Annotated in this window: 16 protein-coding genes and 1 riboswitch; of the genes, 7 read left to right on the top strand and 9 right to left on the bottom strand. The window is 39.9% G+C overall.

Annotated features, from left to right (window positions below; all coding sequences use genetic code 11):
* Positions 1 to 111: 111 nt before the first annotated feature.
* The 3 genes from ACH8E3_RS09675 to ACH8E3_RS09665 all read left to right on the top strand — a co-directional run bounded on the left by ACH8E3_RS09675 (position 112) and on the right by ACH8E3_RS09665 (position 2,201).
* Positions 112 to 891, top strand: a complete 780-nt coding sequence (locus ACH8E3_RS09675; RefSeq protein ID WP_458632423.1) for an alpha/beta hydrolase — start codon at positions 112 to 114, stop codon at positions 889 to 891.
* Positions 892 to 922: 31 nt separating this feature from the next.
* Complete coding sequence (locus ACH8E3_RS09670; protein WP_458632422.1) at positions 923 to 1,402, top strand: GAF domain-containing protein; 480 nt, start codon at positions 923 to 925, stop codon at positions 1,400 to 1,402.
* 85 nt (positions 1,403 to 1,487) lie between these two features.
* Entirely contained in the window at positions 1,488 to 2,201 is a 714-nt protein-coding gene (locus tag ACH8E3_RS09665) for a peptidylprolyl isomerase (protein ID WP_458632421.1), read from the top strand.
* Between the two features lie 83 nt (positions 2,202 to 2,284).
* Here ACH8E3_RS09665 and ACH8E3_RS09660 read toward each other — a convergent pair whose 3' ends face one another.
* Together ACH8E3_RS09660 and metE are read right to left on the bottom strand one after the other, a co-directional pair.
* A complete protein-coding gene (locus tag ACH8E3_RS09660) occupies positions 2,285 to 3,031 on the bottom strand; it encodes a GTP pyrophosphokinase (protein ID WP_458632420.1) in 747 nt (248 codons plus the stop codon).
* Positions 3,032 to 3,216: 185 nt separating this feature from the next.
* A complete protein-coding gene (gene metE / locus ACH8E3_RS09655; protein ID WP_458632419.1) occupies positions 3,217 to 5,511 on the bottom strand; it encodes a 5-methyltetrahydropteroyltriglutamate--homocysteine S-methyltransferase in 2,295 nt (764 codons plus the stop codon).
* 144 nt (positions 5,512 to 5,655) lie between these two features.
* Positions 5,656 to 5,850: riboswitch (cobalamin riboswitch) on the bottom strand.
* 167 nt (positions 5,851 to 6,017) lie between these two features.
* Between metE and ACH8E3_RS09650 the strand changes: the two genes are divergently transcribed.
* Positions 6,018 to 7,298, top strand: a complete 1,281-nt coding sequence (locus tag ACH8E3_RS09650; RefSeq protein ID WP_458632418.1) for an MFS transporter — start codon at positions 6,018 to 6,020, stop codon at positions 7,296 to 7,298.
* 106 nt (positions 7,299 to 7,404) lie between these two features.
* On the top strand, positions 7,405 to 7,725 hold the full coding sequence (locus ACH8E3_RS09645; protein WP_458632417.1) for a DUF4190 domain-containing protein: 321 nt from the start codon (positions 7,405 to 7,407) through the stop codon (positions 7,723 to 7,725).
* 94 nt (positions 7,726 to 7,819) lie between these two features.
* Here ACH8E3_RS09645 and ACH8E3_RS09640 read toward each other — a convergent pair whose 3' ends face one another.
* Complete coding sequence (locus ACH8E3_RS09640; RefSeq protein WP_458632416.1) at positions 7,820 to 9,769, bottom strand: ATP-dependent DNA helicase; 1,950 nt, start codon at positions 9,767 to 9,769, stop codon at positions 7,820 to 7,822.
* A 268-nt stretch (positions 9,770 to 10,037) separates the two neighbouring features.
* Between ACH8E3_RS09640 and ACH8E3_RS09635 the strand changes: the two genes are divergently transcribed.
* Positions 10,038 to 10,652 (top strand): DedA family protein, encoded by a 615-nt coding sequence (locus ACH8E3_RS09635; protein WP_458632415.1) that lies wholly within the window; start codon positions 10,038 to 10,040, stop codon positions 10,650 to 10,652.
* A gap of 78 nt (positions 10,653 to 10,730) precedes the next feature.
* On the opposite strand, the gene ACH8E3_RS09630 is transcribed toward ACH8E3_RS09635, so the two are convergent.
* Positions 10,731 to 12,038 carry a hemolysin family protein gene (locus ACH8E3_RS09630; RefSeq protein ID WP_458632414.1) on the bottom strand — a complete coding sequence of 436 codons (1,308 nt, stop codon included), beginning with the start codon at positions 12,036 to 12,038 and terminating at the stop codon, positions 10,731 to 10,733.
* A gap of 127 nt (positions 12,039 to 12,165) precedes the next feature.
* On the opposite strand from ACH8E3_RS09630, the gene ACH8E3_RS09625 reads away from it, so the two are divergent.
* Entirely contained in the window at positions 12,166 to 12,981 is an 816-nt protein-coding gene (locus ACH8E3_RS09625; RefSeq protein WP_458632413.1) for an undecaprenyl-diphosphate phosphatase, read from the top strand.
* A gap of 127 nt (positions 12,982 to 13,108) precedes the next feature.
* Here ACH8E3_RS09625 and ACH8E3_RS09620 read toward each other — a convergent pair whose 3' ends face one another.
* The 5 genes from ACH8E3_RS09620 to ACH8E3_RS09600 form a co-directional block, all read right to left on the bottom strand.
* On the bottom strand, positions 13,109 to 14,593 hold the full coding sequence (locus ACH8E3_RS09620; protein ID WP_458632412.1) for a methyl-accepting chemotaxis protein: 1,485 nt from the start codon (positions 14,591 to 14,593) through the stop codon (positions 13,109 to 13,111).
* Positions 14,594 to 14,631: 38 nt separating this feature from the next.
* Positions 14,632 to 15,192, bottom strand: coding sequence for a GNAT family N-acetyltransferase (locus ACH8E3_RS09615; protein WP_458632411.1), 561 nt, complete (start codon positions 15,190 to 15,192; stop codon positions 14,632 to 14,634).
* A gap of 207 nt (positions 15,193 to 15,399) precedes the next feature.
* Entirely contained in the window at positions 15,400 to 17,292 is a 1,893-nt protein-coding gene (locus ACH8E3_RS09610; protein ID WP_458632410.1) for a family 20 glycosylhydrolase, read from the bottom strand.
* A 238-nt stretch (positions 17,293 to 17,530) separates the two neighbouring features.
* Positions 17,531 to 19,105, bottom strand: a complete 1,575-nt coding sequence (locus tag ACH8E3_RS09605; RefSeq protein ID WP_458632409.1) for a response regulator — start codon at positions 19,103 to 19,105, stop codon at positions 17,531 to 17,533.
* A gap of 11 nt (positions 19,106 to 19,116) precedes the next feature.
* Positions 19,117 to 21,009 (bottom strand): cache domain-containing sensor histidine kinase, encoded by a 1,893-nt coding sequence (locus tag ACH8E3_RS09600; protein WP_458632408.1) that lies wholly within the window; start codon positions 21,007 to 21,009, stop codon positions 19,117 to 19,119.
* Positions 21,010 to 21,025 lie beyond the last annotated feature (16 nt).

The following is a 21,025-nucleotide window of genomic DNA, read 5'->3' as shown; positions in this document are numbered from 1 at the left end:
CAACTTTTACAAGAGAGGTATATTTTCATTTACACAAACTTCTTGACGCTCCCATTTAATAGACTATTATATAATAATAGAATAATTATGTTATGAAAGGGGATATTGATTATGGCTCTAATCCAATGCAATTTCTATTCTGAAGTCCTAGGTTTAAGCACTTCTATGACGGTTATTCTGCCCCAGCAGACAAAAACCCAAATAGGGATGAACAGCACGACACTGGGCGGTAAGCATCCTACTCTATACTTGTTACACGGCATGAGCGATGACGATTCGACCTGGGTACGTCGCACTTCTATTGAACGATATGTATCTGAGCTTGGACTAGCAGTCATTATGCCAAGGGTCGATCTTAGCTTCTACACCGATATGGTTCATGGAAATCGATATTGGACATTTTTAAATGAAGAACTACCCGAGATTGCCCGATCATTCTTCCCGCTCTCAGCTGAAAGAGAAGATAATTTCGTGGCTGGTCTATCCATGGGTGGATATGGTGCAATGAAGCTAGCATTACGTAGACCTGATCAATATGCTGCTGCAGCCAGTTTGTCAGGCGCACTTGATTTGAACAATCTGAAATTGCAACAGAATCATCCCACGATCTATAACCAGATCTTCGGTAATGACAGTATCTGTGAGACAGATAATGACCTTCTGTGGTTACTTCAACAATATGAGAGATCAGAAGGTACTAAGCCACTTCTGTATCAATGTTGTGGAACGGAAGATTTTCTATACGAGGACAATCAAACTTTTAGACGAGCATGTGCTCTTACCAATCTTGACCTGACTTATGAGGAAGAACCCGGTACACATGAATGGCGTTATTGGGATGCCAAAATACAGAGCGTATTGAACTGGCTTCCACTACGTACTAAATCATAATCAAACAATGAGTAAAGAAAGGTGATGTCTGATGTTTCAAGCTATAACCTACGAGGGTAAATCAGAAGATAAATTCAACACTGTATTAGACCAACTTAAGGCTCTTATTCATGACGAACCTAATGCCATTGCCAACCTAGCTAACGCTTCTGCCCTACTCAACTCCTTTATGGAGGATATCAATTGGGTTGGATTCTATCTCTATGATGGCAAAGAGCTTGTTCTTGGTCCATTCCAAGGTCTGCCTGCCTGCATCCGTATCCCCTTAGCTCGTGGCGTATGTGGAACTGCTGCTTCGGAACGTAAGACACTCCTAGTCGATAGTGTACACGACTTCCCAGGTCATATCGCTTGCGACGCCGCATCCAATAGTGAGATTGTAGTTCCCATCATAAAGAACGGTGAACTTTACGGTGTGTTAGATATAGACAGTCCATTGAGAAGCCGATTTAATAGCGAAGAACAACAGTTCCTAGAACAATTCGTTGATATCCTACAAACTCAGTTATAAGAGCAAAACTAGATTTTCGTGTGAATGTTAGATATGATGAAACAAGACAAAGAAGATGGACCAAAGAAGGAGTGGGACAAGTATTATGAACAAGAAGTATGTACACATGCCTATCATCACCATGATTACAGCTGCACTCTTACTTGCAGGATGCGGTAACAATAATGAACAGGCTAAGGATTCACCTGCCAATCAACCGACAGAACAAGCTCCAACGAACCAACCAGCAGAAGAGACACCACCTACTCAGCCAGCAGAAGATGCCAGCAAGAAGAGTTGGGAGAACCCTCCAGCTATGGAGATTGACAGTGCTAAATCTTATGAAGCTGAGATGACAACGTCAAAAGGTACCTTCACCATAGAACTATTCGCAAAAGACGCACCAATCACGGTCAACAACTTCGTGTTCTTAGCTAAACAAGGATTTTATGATGATGTTATTTTCCATCGTATTATGGAATCCTTCATGATCCAGGGTGGTGACCCAACGGGTAGTGGAGCCGGTGGCCCTGGGTATCAATTCGAAGATGAAAAAACTACCCATAAGTATGAGCCAGGTATCGTCGCTATGGCTAATGCAGGTCCTAATACAAATGGTAGCCAATTCTTCATCTGTACAGGGGAAGATAGTAGATTACTAGATAATCAACCGAACTACACCATCTTTGGTAAAATCACGAATGGCATGGATGTAGTAAAAGATATTGCAGCTACACCAGTCGCTGTTGGTCCATCCGGCGAGATGAGCACACCAACTGAGACGATTCAGATTAAAGAAATTAAAATCACAGAAAAGTAGATCATCTTACTGCTTGATCTGATAACACAGAAACAAGGCTTCGCCTTCCATTAACGGAACGGGCGAAGCCTTGTTTCTGTTATTTACTCAAAACCTTCTTTTAGAAGTTTCTGTAGGTTTAAGGGAATTGTAAACTGTTGGTTATTAATCATAAATTGACTAAGTTCAGCTAAAGAACCTTTTGGATCCGCATCTTTAATCTCTTGGATCTCATGGTGAAGCCTTTCCATCTGTAAATCTAAGGCATTAGCTGATTCTGCCGCATTCTTCAACTCCATGAGGAGCCTCTCTGGTACGGACTTGTCATATTTGTAGAAGATCTTATGCTCTAGACTAGCCCAGAAGTCCATGGCAATCGTACGAATCTGAACCTCTACACAGACATTTTCCTCACGATCAGACATAAACACAGGAACCTCAACCAATAGATGAAGACTTCGATAACCATTTAATTTGGGGTTCTTAATATAGTCCTTCACTTCAAGTGTCGTAATATCCTTCTGTTTCTGAAGCATTTCACTCACTCGATAGATGTCTGAAATAAATGAACAGGTAATTCTTAGGCCAGCAATATCTTTAATATTATCCTTTATACTGGTGAAGCTCATATCGTTACTCTTACGAAACATTTTATTCATAATACTTTCTGGTGACTTCAGACGTGAATTAGTATGTTCAATAGGACTATAATCATGTAAGGTCTCAAATTCTTCCTTCAATATATTAACCTTCGTCTCTATCTCTTCTAGTGCAAATTTGTAAGTAAGCATGAATAAGGTAATATCATACCTGAATTGTTTAAGCTGTTCTATCTGTAATTGCTGATCCATTTCTAATCTTCCTTCCCCTGATGGTTGGCTTAATTTTCAGTATAACATTCAGGGATTAAGAAAACGAATATCATTAACTCGTCCTCCCCATTATATTTTCTATCCCATAACCTGTATGTAGATTTATATAAAAACAATGGACTCCTCCATCGAACAGAGAAGTCCATTGTTATAATTTATTCGATTTACTTCGTTACACTTCTTGCTTCTCTTGCAATTACAGTCGCTTGCACCATATGCTTCAGTGATTCTACCGTCTCTTCTACGCCACGAGTCTTCAACCCACAGTCTGGATTAATCCAGAACAATGTTGGATCCAATACTTGTAACGCACGATCGATCATCGTTACCATTTCTTCAACAGGAGGGACTCTCGGGCTATGAATATCATATACGCCCAATCCAATGCCTAGTTCATACGTAGATTCTTCAAAGGTATGGATAAGTTCCCCATGACTACGTGAAGTTTCGATGGAGATGACGTCAGCATCCAATGCTCTAATCGCATCAATCATCTCATGGAATTCGCAATAACACATATGTGTATGAATTTGCGTCGTATCTTTTACCGTAGAGGTAGATATACGGAATGCAAGAATGGAATCCTCGAGATACTTATCCCATTTTTCTTTCTTCAATGGTAGTCCTTCACGAAGTGCAGGCTCATCAACTTGAATCATTTCAATTCCAGCCTTTTCTAACGCTTCTACTTCTTCACGTAGTGCCAACGCAATCTGGAAAGCCACTTCATTTCGAGGTAGATCATCGCGTACAAATGACCAGTTCAATATCGTCAATGGACCCGTTAACATTCCTTTCATCGGCTTATCAGTTAATGACTGTGCGTACACACTTTCTTTGACCGTCATTGGAGCAATAAATTCCACATCTCCAAAGATAACTGGTGGTTTCACACAACGTGATCCGTAGGATTGCACCCAACCGTTCAAAGTAAATGCGAACCCATTTAATTTCTCTCCGAAGAATTCAACCATATCCGTTCTCTCGAATTCACCGTGTACTAATACGTCTATCCCGATCTCCTCTTGCAGCTTAACCCAGATTTGAATCTGATCTTGGATGAACTTCTCATACTGCTCAGCACTCCATTCTCCTTTGCGGAATTGCTGACGCGCTTTTCTAATCTCTGCAGATTGCGGGAAGCTTCCAATCGTTGTTGTCGGCAAGAACGGTAGTTGCCACTTTTCTTGTTGACTAATATGACGTTGATCAAATGCACTCTTTCTAGTAGATGGTTGTGCATCTATATGGGAAGCAGCTTCGCGAACATGAACGCGGTTTCTCGAAGCCGAAGCATTTAATGCTTCAACTGCTTGTTGACCTTCTTGTAGCTTCGCTTCAACAGACGCCTGAGCACCCGAAGCTAGCTGAGCTAGAAGAATGATCTCGTCTAACTTCTCATCCGCATAAGCTAGAGCATTTTTTAACACAGGATCTAGATTAGTCTCTGGTTTCGTCGTCACCGGTACATGAAGTAAGCTACATGACGGTTGCACGACAATGCGCTCGTAAGGGATGAATGCTGAGAGCTTCTCAAGCACTTCCGTCGGAGATGATAGATTAGAACGCCAAATGTTGCGTCCGTCAATCAGACCCGCACCCAATGTCTTGCCTTCTGGGAATCCGAACTTCTGAATCGACTGCACATTCTGTTCTAGACCGTGAACAAAATCTAGACCAATCCCTTGCACAGGAAGGGACACAATCTCTTCATAGTAACTTACCGCTTCGAAATAGGTCTGCAACATAATATTCAATTGTGGTGCTGCTTCATGCAATGCTGTATAGATACGCTGGATTCGTACGATATCTTCTTGCGTAATAGAAGTCACCAGTATGGGCTCATCGATCTGTACCCATTGCACACCTTCTTGTGCAAGTTCCTGTACAATTTGTTTATAGATTGGTAAGAACTGCTCAATCAGATCATCCAGTTGATGCTCTTCGTAACCTTTGGATAGCTTCAGATACGTGTACAATCCAACGAATACGGGCTTCCCTTCAATACCCAACTTCTGTTTCGCTTCTTGATAGGCTTTGAGCGGTTTGTTCTCTGTTAGTACTGGCTGTGCACCATTTAATTCTGGCACAATGTAATGATAATTCGTATTGAACCATTTCGTCATCTCACAAGCTGCCGCTTCCTTATCTCCTCTAGCCATAGCATAGTATGTAGAGAACGGAACAACACCACCTTCATATTGAAAACGCTCTGGTACAAGGCCAAACATCGCCGTTGCATCTAGTATATGATCGTAATAAGAAAAGTCATTTACAGGAATCAGATTAATTCCTTTATCTTGCTGTAGCTTCAAATGATCTAGACGAATCGTCTCCAATTGACTCAACAATTGCGTATCATCAAGCTTTCCTGCCCAATAGGCCTCCAGTGCCTTCTTCCACTCTCTGTTTGCCCCAATACGTGGATAACCTAGATTACTACTTTTTACTTTTACCATGTGCAGATCACTTCTCCCCATTATTTCTAATATAAATCTGTATATCAAAAAGAACATCTACATCCTAATTAGAAGGATAAAGATGCCCTAGAATAAACCAATCTGGGTGGCAGTCCTTTAACACTTCCCTATCTTCCGTAGGTACGCTGTGAAATGAAACAGGCAGGTCTCCTGACTTCAGAATCATCGTCACTCTGCTCACCTTCCCGATCCTAAGATCAGTGGCTCATTCGCAGCGACTCCTCTGTTACAGTGGCGGGACCGCACCGGAATTACACCGGACTTCCCTATTAAGCTCAAGTCGTATAAACAAGAGCACCCAGATTCATAATATGTGGTTGTTTTTAATGCATGTATATACCTTACATTAGATTGCATAATTATGCAACATCTATTTGTTATAATCGCATAACCATACTTGGATTAATATTCAAACCGACAACTGCACGAAAAACTGTTAGAATAAGTAGGTTAATTCTTAATCATTGGGAGGAAATAAATACATCATGAGGTATTTGCACCAAGTCGTCAAGGGGTGGAATGAATTATCCCTAAACATTAAGCTATTCTTCCTAGCCAATATATTATTCCAGATTGGGGGCGGTATTTTCTCCGTCCTATATAATCTATTTATACAAGGGCTTGGCTATAGTGATGCTATGAATGGAAAGATTATCAGTGTTCAATCGTTAGCTACTGCCATCATGTTCATACCCGTAGGTCTGCTAGGGGACCGAACAAGTCGCAAGCGATTACTCATTTGGGGTGCGATGTTCAGTGGATTGGCTTTTATCGGTAGATCGCTATTTGATTCTGAACTAAGCTTGCTAAGTTTTGCTATCGTGTCCGGGTTGTTCGTCTCCATATTTCAAGTGCTCGCTATTCCATTTCTAGCTGAAAGTATTCCAGTGCACCAACGCTTACGCGTATTCAGTTATTACTCTTCCCTTGTTCTAGCTTCACAGATACTTGGGAGCATGGGTGGTGGCATGATCGCGGATGTCCTGCAATCCTTTGGAATTAGCCATATTTCCAGTCTACAAGTGGTTCTAACCGCTGGGGGTATAACGACCTTTATTGCCTTTATCCCGTTACTGTTTATTGTTGAACCTTCCAAAAGTGTCACTACTCCTAAGGAATTTAAGCCTCTACCTACCGAACAGAATTCGACTGGAACTAGCTCACGACAAGACTATATTTCCATTGGTCAGTTCGCAGTTGTTCAACTCATCATCGGTATTGGCTCAGGACTTGTTATTCCTTACTTGAATCTGTACTTCACCAACCGCTTCTCTGTATCCCTAAGTACCGTGGGGGTATTGATCTCACTAGGACAGATTGTAACAATAATTTCCATTCTTATCGGTCCATCTTTAGCTGCAAAGATCGGCTCTGTCAGAGCTGTAGTCTGTTTCCAATTGCTGTCTTTGCCATTCCTTTTAATCACGGGATTCACGAATATACTATCCATTGCAGCGATCACTTTCTTATTTAGACAAGCTCTGATGAATGCCGCTAATCCCATTCATTCTACCGTCTTAATCGATCGGGTATCGGATTCAAAGCGTGGGCTTGCTAACTCCGTCACACAGACTGCCTTTATGTTGGGCTGGGCGTTCATGGGTCCTGTTCAATCCTTTTTGATTACAAGATATGATTACTACTGGGGCTACGCCATCACCTTCAGCATTACAGGTGCTCTATACGTTACAGCAGCTGGACTATATTATTTCATGTTCCGAAAGACGACTGAGTTACAGCGCGCTATCCCTAGTCTCCATGATTAAAAGACGCGCAACTGTGGGACAACCCTGATTAGGTTACAGTGGTAATAATAGGAACTCTCCGATATAATTAGACCTTAATGAATGCAATACAAGGAGGATATGTTTCATGAACGACTTGACCGATGATTTGCAAGGACCTTATCATAATTACCCACCACATATGATCCCACCCAAGACAAATGGTAAATCCATCACCGCACTTGTGCTAGGAATATTAGCCATCGTTATTCCGTATCTTGGATTTCTTATAGGCATCGTCGCCATTATCTTTGCAAGCCTCTCATTTAAAGAACTTAAATATAAGCAAGAGCAAGGACGGGGCCTATCCATAGCTGGACTGGTATGCGGTATTATTGGTACGGCACTCTATGGTTTTATTATCACTATTCTGATTATCGCATTTGTATTCTTTTCCGCTCAGATGTAATATTCGATTTGTGATTGTAACAGCAAAGAAAGAGGCCCTCATCCATCAGAATCGGTGGATGAAGGCCTTTTTAAATATGAGATTTATGTTCGTACTATAACACCTCTTGCAGTTCAACGCCTTCTGGCATAATAGACTGAACATGTTCTCGCACAGAAGATACCTCTTGTAAATCATTGCATAGAATAGATACTATTCCCCGATCTCCTCGCGACCTTATCAACCTTCCCATACCTTGTCTTAGACGCAACAACATATGCGGCAGATCGACCTCGTCAAAAGGGGCAGATGATGCGTTACGTTTCGCCATGAACACGGGATCACTAGGAGGGAATGGAAGCGACCATATGATCACATTCGACAAGGCTGGCCCCGGAACATCCAGTCCTTCCCACAGACTAACTGCACATAACACGCTTGCTTCGTTACTCTGAAAAGCAGAGATTAAATAACTGATCTCCTGATCTCCTTCATAGTAAAATGGCATGTCCGCACAACGTTTATCCAGTATAATGAGTTCTTTGAACTGCTGTAGTTCCTCCTGTGTTCGAAACAGTATGAGCGCCCTTCCATTCGTACGTTCCAACAATTCAGCTGCAATCTCCATCTTGTCATGAAAGGTCCCTTGGAAGCCCTGCTTAGGTGCAAAAGCTTGCATCTGATTCGGATAATCATATGGTGAATTTACTGAGAACGACAAATACTGTTCTAACCCCAGACTATCAGAAACATACTGAAACGATCCATCCACAGATAATGTAGCTGATGAGAACACGATCGGCATATTCACATTAAATACGCGTTCCTGTAGAACCTCCTTGACCGTCTTAGGCATGATCGATAACGTTAAGCCATCTTCACTATCCGTCACCCAACAGATCAGAGCTTGAGAATTCTCAAATAAGCCTAAGGCTTTCTGTAACATTTCAATGTGCTCTTCAACAATCCGTAATTGATAGTCATCCAAGGTGTATAGTTCACTCTCGAATACAAGTTCATCTTCAATGGCTGTCAAGATACTACGGAAATGGTGAACTGCCTTTAGCAATGGTTCGTTCAGGTGAATTTGTTTGCGGTCAGAACCAGGAATACTCTCACTATGTTGGTCTAACAGTTGAAACATCAGTTCCGACTGATCCGTTGCTTCATCGATTAGAACTGCAAGACTCTCACGTATCTGTCCCTGGAGCAAGCGCGTAATGATCTCCTCAAATACGACATGCTTCATCTTATATCCAAGTGCCTTCATAGCAGCAGACTCTAGCAAATGTCCTTCATCGAATACAACCGCGCAATGATCTGGTAAAAGCGGCAGTTGTCCCTCGCGCTTTCTTCCTTCGAATGTCCATACATGTTCCATATAATAATCATGAGAACAGATGACTAAGTCCGAGGAATGGCGATAATATTCCCTAGAAAGTGTCTGTCCACAACGATGTCTCATATCACACGTGAAGCAGTCCTGGAAGCTATCCCAGTTAATCTTGTGCCATTGTTCATCGTTCAGATGTGGATAGTTCTTACGATCGCCATAGGCGTAGAATTTCTGCATGGGCTGTGGGCTATGGACGAATTCAGGTAGATTCTCATATAGATCTTCCCACTGTGCCCCTCCATCCTCATTCAGTCTTGCTTCATCTAGCTTTACAAGACATACATACTGATCTGGTGATTTGCCCAGACGCGCATCTATCGCTATGCTTAAATATTGTGTTAGCTTGGCGATATCTCCTTCTGGCTTGACTAATTGCTCGATCAACGACTCATCCGCACAAGCAATAATAGCGGGTTTACGTGTATATCGGGCATAACAAATCGCATATAACAAATATACTAGTGTCTTTCCTGTCCCTACGCCTGCTTCAGCAAAGATAGCCTTCTTCTCTTGAAAAGCACGCTCTAACTGAAATGCCATATATATCTGCTCATCGCGCACTTCAAAGCCCGCTGTTGGTAATAATTCATAGAATACATCTGCCACCCAATCCCCCACTTGTTGAATAAATGGCTTGGATGGATCATGCACAAAAGGATAACGCTCCACTATATTGTTTACCTCCATCAATTCGTATCACAATAATAATCAAGTTACATAACATGTGCTAACATTTTATTATATCACGCATATGAAATAAACACAATTCACTCAACATTCCATTCTCAACGTGATCGTTGTAGATGCCCCCTAAGGCTTCAATTATTGTATGTTGAAAGATTTTTCAGTTATACTATTTACAGCAATGCACTACATAAGAGAATTAGGATCAACCCTATATTCATCGATAGAATGATTTATTTGGAGGATATGTAAATTGGAAAATTGGATTACAAGTGTCATGGAGCAATTTGGTTATTGGGGGATTTTCTTGCTTATTACGTTGGAAAATATATTCCCTCCAATCCCTTCAGAAGTTATTCTTACTTTCGGTGGATTTATGACCACCTATACGAATTTAACAGTTACAGGCGTCATCGTGGTAGCAACACTTGGATCTATTATCGGCGCAGTTACTTTATATGGATTGGGTTATCTGATCAATGTAGACAGGCTGGAAATGATGATCGATCGTTGGGGACGATTCCTTCGTGTGAAAAAAGAGGATCTTCGAAAAGCTGACGCTTGGTTCGAGCGCTACGGTTACTGGACCGTGTTCTTTTGTCGGATGATCCCACTGGTTCGTAGTCTTATCTCCATCCCAGCAGGTATGGCAAAAATGAAATTCGGGCTCTTCCTTCTATATACTATGTTCGGTACTATAATATGGAATATTATTCTTGTCGTAGTGGGCGCAACCATCGGTAATAATTGGGGTAAATTCATTGAGTTTATGGATGCATATTCCAATATCGTTTATATAGTCATCGCCTTAGCTCTTGTTGTGGCACTATTCTTTTGGATTCGTAGTAGAAAAAGAAGTAACCCTTAATCATAAATTCAAACAGGCTACTACAATAAACAAACAGGGTGACCTAAGTAGTCACCCTGTGATATCCCATTGATGTAATTATTGATCGACTGCTGTTAAATCTGGATCCCTACGGATAATCTCGATTTTGCGAATACGGTATTTGTCCTTTTCACGAATAATAAAGGTTAACTCTCCATAATGAAACTCAATTCCTTCAGAAAGATCCGGTTGTCGACTATATAACCAGCCTCCAATAGAATCAATATTCTCATGTTCAATGTTTACTCCAAGTTCAAGATTAATATCACCAATAGCCGTATTTCCTTCAACTAAATAATGACTTTCGTCTAATACTTCGATTGGCATGATCTCATCTGCATCAAATTCGTCTCGTATCTCACCAACGATTTCCTCTAAAATATCTTCAATCGTAACTAAGCCAGCTGTTCCACCATACTCATCTAACAATAACGCAATGTGTACATGCGCCTCTTGCATCTTTAACAGAAGTGTCTTTACAGGTAACCCCTCCGGAACTGTAAGCACCGGTTGAATCAGTGACATAAAGTCAAATGCAGGGTTATTATCATAGTTCATGAAAAACTTTTTGGTATTTATGAAGCCAATAATATCATCTTTACTTCCCTCAGTGACTAAAAAGCGAGTATATTGTTCCGTTTTGACAATAGCGATATTCTCTTCTAGTGTCTGATTTACATCTAAGCAAATCATATCTGTACGTGGTACCATAATTTCCCTAGCTAGCAAATCATCAAAAGCAAAAATCCGGCTAACATAGCCATATTCCGTTTTGTTGATTTTCCCACTTTCAAAACTCTCGGTAAGAATGATTTGAATCTCTTCCTCAGAGTGGGCTTCGTCATGTTCACTTGCAGGCATAATTCCCATCATTCTTACAAGCGCATTCGCTGAACCATTTAGTACCCATATAAAAGGATACATGATTTTATTGAATATAATAATGAGAGGTGCCGTAAGGACTGCAATTTGTTCTGCTTTTTGAATCGCAAGCGTCTTTGGTGCAAGTTCACCTAACACAACATGAAGGAAGGTTATGAAGACAAATGCAATAATAAATGAAAGTATATGCCCTGTGCTCTCACCAATGCCAAGTTGTTCGAACAGGGGGAATAGTATCTTCTCTACTGTCGGTTCACCCAACCAACCAAGACCTAGAGCAGTGATTGTAATACCCAATTGGCAGGCTGATAAATAGCCATCCAAATTATTAGTAACTTTATGAACAGCCAATGCATTCCTTTTACCTTCCATCACCATTTGATCCACTCTACTAGGGCGAAGCTTAATAATAGCGAACTCCGTAGCGACAAAAAAAGCCGTAAGAACAATTAATAACGCAACCAAAAATAAATTTAGTACCATCTCGTGCTCCTTCATTCCTCATATTTGAAATTGTTGGTTCTATATTCTATTATGATATAAAGCGTATTTTTTTTCAAATTATCTGCTGTTTCTCCACTATAAAAGTTAATGAGGTGCCTACTGCATTATGAATGATATCTTTACACTATTGAAATATGCCTTCTTGGGTCTAGTACAAGGATTTACCGAACCCATCCCTGTATCATCCAGCGCTCACGTGATCATCTTACAAAAGCTATTCGGATTAGAGATTGCAGGGCTAGGATTCGAAGTACTCGTTAACTTTGCATCCCTGTTAGCCATACTACTAATTTATAAGAACGATTTAATTGAATTGGTGAAACATGCTTGGTCGTATCTTACCCGAAAAGAAGAACAATATAAAAAAGATTTCCAATTTATCTTATATCTTATTGTCGCAACCATACCTGCTGGAATCATTGGATATCTGTTCAATGATCTCATATCCAATGTCTTCAAAGGAATGTTGACGATTGCGATCTCCCTCTTGGTTACAGGAATTGCGCTGTGGCTCATTCGTAATTTACGTGGTCGTAAGAATGAGGCCGGACTCACACTGAAAGATGCTGTTATTATTGGACTTGCTCAAACGGTAGCCTTAATTCCTGGAATCAGTAGATCTGGCGCAACTATTGTTGCTGGAATGGGGCTTGGTCTTAAACAATCCACCGCGCTTAAGTTCTCATTCTTCCTATACATTCCAATTAGTGTTGGAAGTATGATTCTTGAAGGATCCAACCTGATTCGCGATCCACAGATCGGAACGCTAGCTCTTCCTTACGCATTGGCCTTCGTCTGCTCACTTGTTGCCTCATACTTCTCCTTGAAATGGTTCATGGGAATCATGGAGCGAGGTCAACTGAAATATTTCTCTTGGTACTGTTTCCTATTGAGTGCATTTATATTAATATTCTTATTGTAAAAAAGGGTTTATACTTTCTATTATGTTAAAAAACGCTACTAGATTAATGATTAATCTAGTAGCGCTTTTTCTTATTCCCATTGCAACTTTTGAATCTCTACTATAACTCACATCAGACCTGTGTAATTTAATGCTTGGAGACGAGCTCCTTCAGATCTGATATGAGTTGATCCAGCTTTCCGTAGTCTTCTACGATCGCACTTATCTTGTGATCCTGCATTCCCATACTTCCAGATATCTCTTCCACTGCCGCCATATTCTGTTGCGTAGTAGCTGCAATGTTAATCATATCATCAGTAATTCTTACCTGACGTGTATGAAGGCGATTCGCAAATTGATCGATAATATTGGAATGTTCTTTCACTTGATCACTATTTTTATTAATACGCTGAATCAGTTGTTGCACCTCTTGCGATACCTCACTACTTGATGTCACAACCGACTGTCCCTGCCTCACTTGAAGATCGACTGCGTTTATTTGCTCGCGTACACCATACAGAATTCCATCGATTTCATTCGCCGCCGTACGAGATCTATCTGCCAGCTTACGTACCTCGCCAGACACAACCGCGAAGCCTTTACCATGTTCACCAGCACGTGCAGCTTCAATAGCCGCATTAAGCGCAAGTAGATTGGTCTGTTCAGAAATCTCACTAATCGTGCCCACAATGGAGCTAATACGGTCATTCTCCATATTCAGAAGCCTCATATTTTCCATGGTATGTTCGATAATTTGTCGTACACTTTCTACTTCTGCCGATAAAATCTGCATCTGATGACTACTCTGCTCCGTCAAATTAGCATTATCCACAGAATATTGTTGTAATTGAGTTGTTCCCTCTAGTAATTCTTTCACATCTTCTTTGATGACCTGAGTCGACTCACTTACATTCATAACATTACCCGTCTGCTTCTCAATGGCCACTGCCATTTCGGAGAAAGTCAAGGTGACCTCTCTGGATATTCCACCCGTAACGTGAACATTCTCCTTCTGTCTTTCACTGAACTCGTTCAGCATTAGAATGGACTCTTTAAGTTTATCCAACAGTGCGTCTGCCATATTCTTTGCTACAAGCGTCTCCTGTTGCTTAGCTACCACTTGTTTCTGCAAAGTCAGACTAAATCTAGCGGAGAACGCAAGTGCAGCTGTAGCGAATGCAATATACATGTATATGTAGACTAAGGAATCGTCCGGGAACAACTGGTCTTTGAACGTAGGTGTCATGAATAAATATGTACTAACTCCTGCCCCTAGAATACCTGTGAATATAATAGGTTTATGATCCTGGTACAACGTCATTATTGCTAAGTTAACATAGATTACAAAATACGTGCTAATAATAGGGTTCGGATCTAATACAATCAAAAAGAGAACAAGTATTGTTAATATAGCAGCTACAAAATATTTGATATATGCGACCCCAATACGACGATAAGTCATAAAGGTTGCTCCACCAGAAGCAATACCGCCTAGCCCCGCGAGCATAAGAATCAATTGCATATCAAGTCCAATAGCGAGGTCTGTAATAATGCTTAGCACGAGCATTCCCCACAAAATTTTAATGAATAATCGATTACGTTTATCTAGTTCTGAAATTTTCACTGTATCCATAATTATCCTCTCCGTTGCTGTACTATTGAATTAGAACTTCAGGTTGTTTGCCACATTCGATTCGTCTCCTGTGAATTAGTTAACCATGAGTATTGTTCCTTATTGCTGTAGATCTTCTCTATATCTATCAAGACTGGAATAACATGATCCCCCTTATAGAACACTTTTTGTCCTAACTTTTCAAAGGGTATATTAAATGTAATACGAAGTGCACGCAGAAATACAGGTTCCAGCAATGCCACATAATAACGCAATCGATTCTGATCGCCATATTGAACAGCTGCCGACAATAGATCTGCAATTAAGTTCCCTCGATATGATTCGAGCATTGCCATCTTATCAACTTCAGCTACAGAGCCTTCCGCCTGTATCAATTTCGGATGAGTAGCAAATGGAGCTGCTTCATTAAGCATATTATTGTGAATGCTGTAAGGCTTAATTTCGCATGTGCCCACATAGTCACCATCGTTCGTAACGACTACAAATCTTTCCAATACCTGTTCAGCAAATTCAAGTTCAAATCCTTTTTCCAACCAAACTGTCGTCCAAATGCTATGATAGCGAGCTAACTCCAGTTCGTTCTCCACACGTTTGAACATCTTTTCTACTCCCTTTTCCATTTTTTATTTCTATATCCTATATTTATATCGGAATTACATGTAAAAAAATGTAGGTTTGGTCATCTCCTACTTGAATATTGATTAGCTAATAATAACCTGCTAACCAAAAAAAAAGATGGAGTGTCCGCAAATTCATTCAATGAATTTGCAGACGCCCCATCTTTCCTATTGTTCATCCATTCTCTATTAAACAAAACCTGCCAAAACCGATGGCGTTGCAATTCTATTCCAAAGATTGGCACTAGTCGCTTTACTATTGCCTTCTTCTTCTCGACTATCGAAGTACAGAATCTCTTGCTCAAGTTCTTCAAGCTGTGAGATTTGTCCAGAAAGATAACCACTTAAACGGGAAACTGCCACTTCCATTCTTTGCAACAATCCACCCATACGAATATCAAACACATCTAGACCGAAGATCTTATTCTCTTCGTTCCATTGCGTCCGGTAGGCTGTCATAAAGTCTTCCGTTCTTCTCTTCAATTCAGGCAGAATCTCTTCTACATGTAGCGTTAAAGTCGCATCGTCTTTATTTAGATACGCTTGTCTGATATTGATTCCCACATCACATTTCAACTCCAACACCTTACACAAAGCATATTGCGTCTCAAATAATGCCTTCCAGTTCGGATTTCTATCCATTCCCTCATGTATCACTTCAGCAGATTTGCGATAATGTTCAGCATATACTTCCGGTATAACATGTTTATCGAACAATCCCGTTAGTATATCTTGATATAATAAATATTTAGGAGGGTTGATAGAGACAGCCCCTGGCGAAGTATTATCTGGTACTAAGTTAGGCATGTCTAGCGCCATGAAATCTTCGTAGTTACCTCCCACGCACGTCTCAAACCGTTCTGCTAAATGAGACGGATCGCTACTATCCTCGTAACATAACTCTGCCCATAGTTGCAGAGATGGTAGAATCGAGTGAATGGAAGCCTCTGCCCCGTTATCTCCCCATGCTGTCATTAATACATCTTTAATGCCATTGGTTTTACAGCTCTCATGAGCCATCTCACTAACATATTTGCTGAACTCATTATTTGGTGTGAACCCCATCCACTTCCAGGCTCCACCCGCAAACACAATCTTGTCACTCATTTGCTTATGTTTCTTCATCATAGCATCATATATCTCAGGCTTCTCTGAATAGTAATCCCAATATGCGAATGTAATATCTTCTGGAATCATAGCAATGACTTCTTCACTTATCGGACTATTTACGTCATAGTATTCACCCGCACTTGCTAGACGGAAAAACATGTCACTCCACATCATCGGCCTGTATCCATAACGTCGAGCGATCTCCATAACCTTGTTGAAATGCTTCATCATAATACTCATACGATCTTGGTAACCATGCTTGTCGAGATATTTACCAAGTCCCATCATATGCGCTTCATCCATACCTATATTAATCGTCCGGCTTGTCAGATTCTCTGACAGCGTACGGAACATCGCATCTATGAATTCATAAGTTCGTTCATCATCTACTAGCAAAATATCATTACAGTCTACGATATCAGCAAAAGCCTTCCATTTGAGCGGTTGCTCTAGGTGGGCTAGCGTTTGTATACATGGAACCAGCTCAATACCAAATCTAAGCGCATATTGGTCCATCTCTTTCAACTGAGCGCTTGTATATCTTCCACGCATATAGCCAAAGTACGGATACTCTTCCATTTCAAAGGTATCTTCTGTATACAGCTGTACAGCAGAATAACCCATTAATGAGATATGCTGAATAAACTTCTTATATGCATCGAAATGGATGACGGCATTTCTGGAACAGTCGATCATAATACTTAGACTATCGTACACCGGTAACTCTGTGGCCTCAAATGCTACACCATTCTTACTCTTCTCTATAAATAGACCTAACGCACGCATCCATTGATGTTCCTGCGAGAAATTTATAGTTCCCTTACTCCCATCATAGGAGACGAATATGCCTTGATCTGTTTTTGAGAATTGAACTTGTACTCCCTCTTTAGACAATTGAATATCTAGTAGATGCGCAACATCAGAGATAGCTAGTATTTGCTGTTCACCTAAGCCAGTAATATTAATATTCATGAGATCACCCTTTCACTGAGCCTGCTGTCATACCTTCAACAATATATCTTTGCAACAATAAGTATAACAGAACCACAGATACAATTGTTATCGTTAATGCTGTAAATAACAAACCTACAATCATGCTACTCGATATACATTTGAAAATAAGCCCTTGATAGACAAGGACTTTTGATCCTTTCAAGAGCTTTGTGTTGCACACCATACCGCTCTTCTCAAAGCGTTTATTAGGATGTATCTACATTACGCTATCATTTTTATAATCCTTTGGTGTCATTCCTGTCGCACTCTTAAATAACTTGCTAAAATACCGTGGACTATCATAACCAACCAATTGGCAGATATCATATATTTTTAGGGAAGGGTCTTTAAGAAACGCCTTGGCTTTAGTCATTCTTATTTCTGTTACGTAATCAATATAATTCACACCCGTCTTTTCTTTAAATAATCGACTTAAATAAATGGGGTGGATAAAAAATACATTCGATAGCATATTGAGACTGATATCTTCTGCGAAATGCTCATGAATATAACGTTTTATGTTCTCAATCATACTTCCACTGCCTGCGTTATTCTCCAATCTAATCAATTCATCATTTAAGCGCGTCAAATAGTTAGCCATATGATCTTTAATATTATTGGCATGGGTAGTCATTAATAGCAATCTAATAGATGAATATAACGTGTCTTGGAAATCAGACGTCACACTACTTAAACTATGAACATGCTGGTTTAACATATACATGGTCTGGATACAAAAGGAGTGAATTTCGCTTATACTTTGTCCGCTGGAATGATCCATATTATCAATCGCTGAATGAATTATGGTGATCAGCTTCTCTCGTTGGAGAGGAATCGCAACCATTTGAAGCATATCCATTACTATTTTCTCATCAAGACTGTAGTTGTTTAGCTGTGAATCTTCTATATCTGAATACATACTTAATTTCTGTGTATCGTGAATGATAGCATGTTGCAGAGCTTTTCCCGCTTCTATGTACGATTCTTTCACCTCAATGATTCCGACATGTCGTGAACTAATTCCGATGAATGTATCAATCCCACTCTGGGTAAGTAATGCTTGTATTGCATCTGTGAAATGTTGAATAGCACGCAACCCTGTGAGTGGCATGAACAAACAAGATATTTCATTGAGTTCATTATTAAACACATGAACTATTCCAATATGCTCCGCAGCTTCACCAACCATATGATGAATCTTATCTTTCACTGTAGTTAACGTATCATAATGATCGTAACCATCATTCAAATGAATCCGGATCAAATAATAATTCTCTTCATCTGACATTGAAAATAAGGTGCGTTGTATATTTTCAGAAGTGACATCCGTTATATATCCTTTGGCAATATTATTTAACAAGTTGTTAAGCTTCATTTGATTGTAATCCTGTTTATAAGAAGACTCGGTTCGTTCAGTCTCCATTTTATGATATATCGTTGCTAGAAGTCTCTTTAATTCACCGAAATTAACAGGCTTAGTCAAAAAGTCAACCGCACCCAAACGAAGTGCCTTTTGCGCAAATTCAAATTCACCGTATCCACTTAATATAATTGTGAATACATCTGGATATTCCACCTGAATTACTTCGAGAAGTTGTAGGCCTGTTTGTACGGGCATTTTGATATCACTTATGACAATATCCACTGGATGATGCTCCATAAATACAAGTGCCTGCGCAACCGAGTTGGCTGCTCCAACCACCTCATAGCCGAGTTCATGCCAATTCACGAACTTGGTAAGCCCATCGCATACGATTGCTTCATCATCGACAAGCAAGACTTTATAGTACATATAACTTCCCCCTAATTCGCTTCATGTGTGATCGAACTTTGTGTATCCTGCTTCATAGGTAATCTAACCAGAATAGTGGTACCTAGTTTTGATTCACTGCTTATGTGTAGTCCATAACGTTCTCCAAAGTGTAGTTTCAATCTTTGATTCACATTATTCAGTGCTATACTTTCTTTCAATGGAGACACGCCTGCTAGAACCTTCGTTAATTCTATTAGCTTCTCTTTCTCCATGCCTACGCCATTATCCATTATACGGATCATAATATCTGATTCTTCTATATATATATCCATGTGAATTGTCGGTTGAGAGACTTCATCATCAAAGCCATGAACGATAGCATTCTCTATTAAAGGCTGGATGGTTAACTTCGGTATATAGTAATTATTCATGTTAAACTTACAATCTATCATTAAGGCTATTTTTTCTCGATGTCTAAAATTAATGACTTCAATATAAGTCTGAGCATGTTCTAATTCCATCTCAATCGGTATCATATCTTCGCTTTTTTTGATGGTCATGCGCATTAATCGGCAAAAGTCCTCAATCATTCGACTTGCCTTACTCTCTCCACCTGTTTCATACATTGATTCCCATCGAATAATATCTAGTGTGTTGTAGAGGAAGTGTGGATTGATTTGCATTTGTAGCACATTCAACTCCGCATTCGTCTTATTTAATTCCAAAGTCTTTTGCTTGATCTCAGCTACATAGATCTGATCGATCAACACATTCGTATTGTCTACCATTTCATTGAACTTTTCACCGAGAACTGTAATCTCATCATTACCAGACACAGAATAATGTACAACGAAGTTATCTTTTGTAAATGTCTTCATTGCTCTCATTAACTTATTCAGGGGCAAAGATATACTAATCGTTGTCCAATAGACAACGACAATCGATAGCATAATAAGTACCGCTACTATTGTTAAACATAAATTACGAATCTTATACGCATTCTCAAGCAATCTATCTTTATTCAAGATATGAACAATAGATAGATCAGTATATGGAACGAGTTTATACACCATAAAAATATTAGTTCCTTCGACCTTACCACTATAGGAACCTTCTGGAACACGATAAATATGTTGGTTCATATAGCGAAAGTCAGAAAAGTTAGGCTCCGATATGTTCGAATGAATTCCCTTAATGGCTCCATTGCGTCCGAAAAGAAATGTGTTACCGCTTCCATAAAATGCGTAAGATTTCAATGAATCCGTTAGCACACTGATATTGACATTCAAGACAAGAACACCGATAAATTCACGTGTCTCAATGTTGTAAATAGCTTGCGTCATCGTGATCACATCTGACATACCATATTTGATACTTTCGCTCCTATAGAACATATCACTTTCCTTACTTGTATCGAACCAGACCGGATAACCATGCTGTTTAAGTGCTTCGGTATAGTATTCACTTTTTCGGAATCGATCGATGTCCCGAATGTATGCGCCGTTTCGATTACCGAACTCATCCATCATATTAAATTGGCTCTGAGGGGTAATCACTAGCATATTCGCGACGTTTCCATTATTCTGCGCTATCGTATTCAGCTTTCGTCCAATGATCACACGATTATCGTCAGACTCCGTATGCTGTAGCTTACTTACAGTCGTGCTATCGGAGTAGAATTGAACCGCTACTCGCTCTAAGGCGGTAAGCTTATCCGTCATTTGGACGTTCACGTTTTGAACGAGTAACGAAATGAACTTCTCCATATTACTTTCAATTTCAATGACATATTTATTGTACGTAAATAATGTAATAAAGATTGTGGGCAATATTACAAGAATTAGGAAGGCGATAATTAGTCGTTGAAGAATATTGATTTTGCGCAATATTTTAATAATATTATGCGAAAAGCGGCTAAAGCCATTCTGCAAGATCTTCATCATGAGTATTCACCTGCTT

The sequence above is a fragment of the Paenibacillus sp. CMAA1364 genome (genome assembly GCF_054373195.1).
This window is presented reverse-complemented; position numbering and strand designations above follow the sequence as displayed.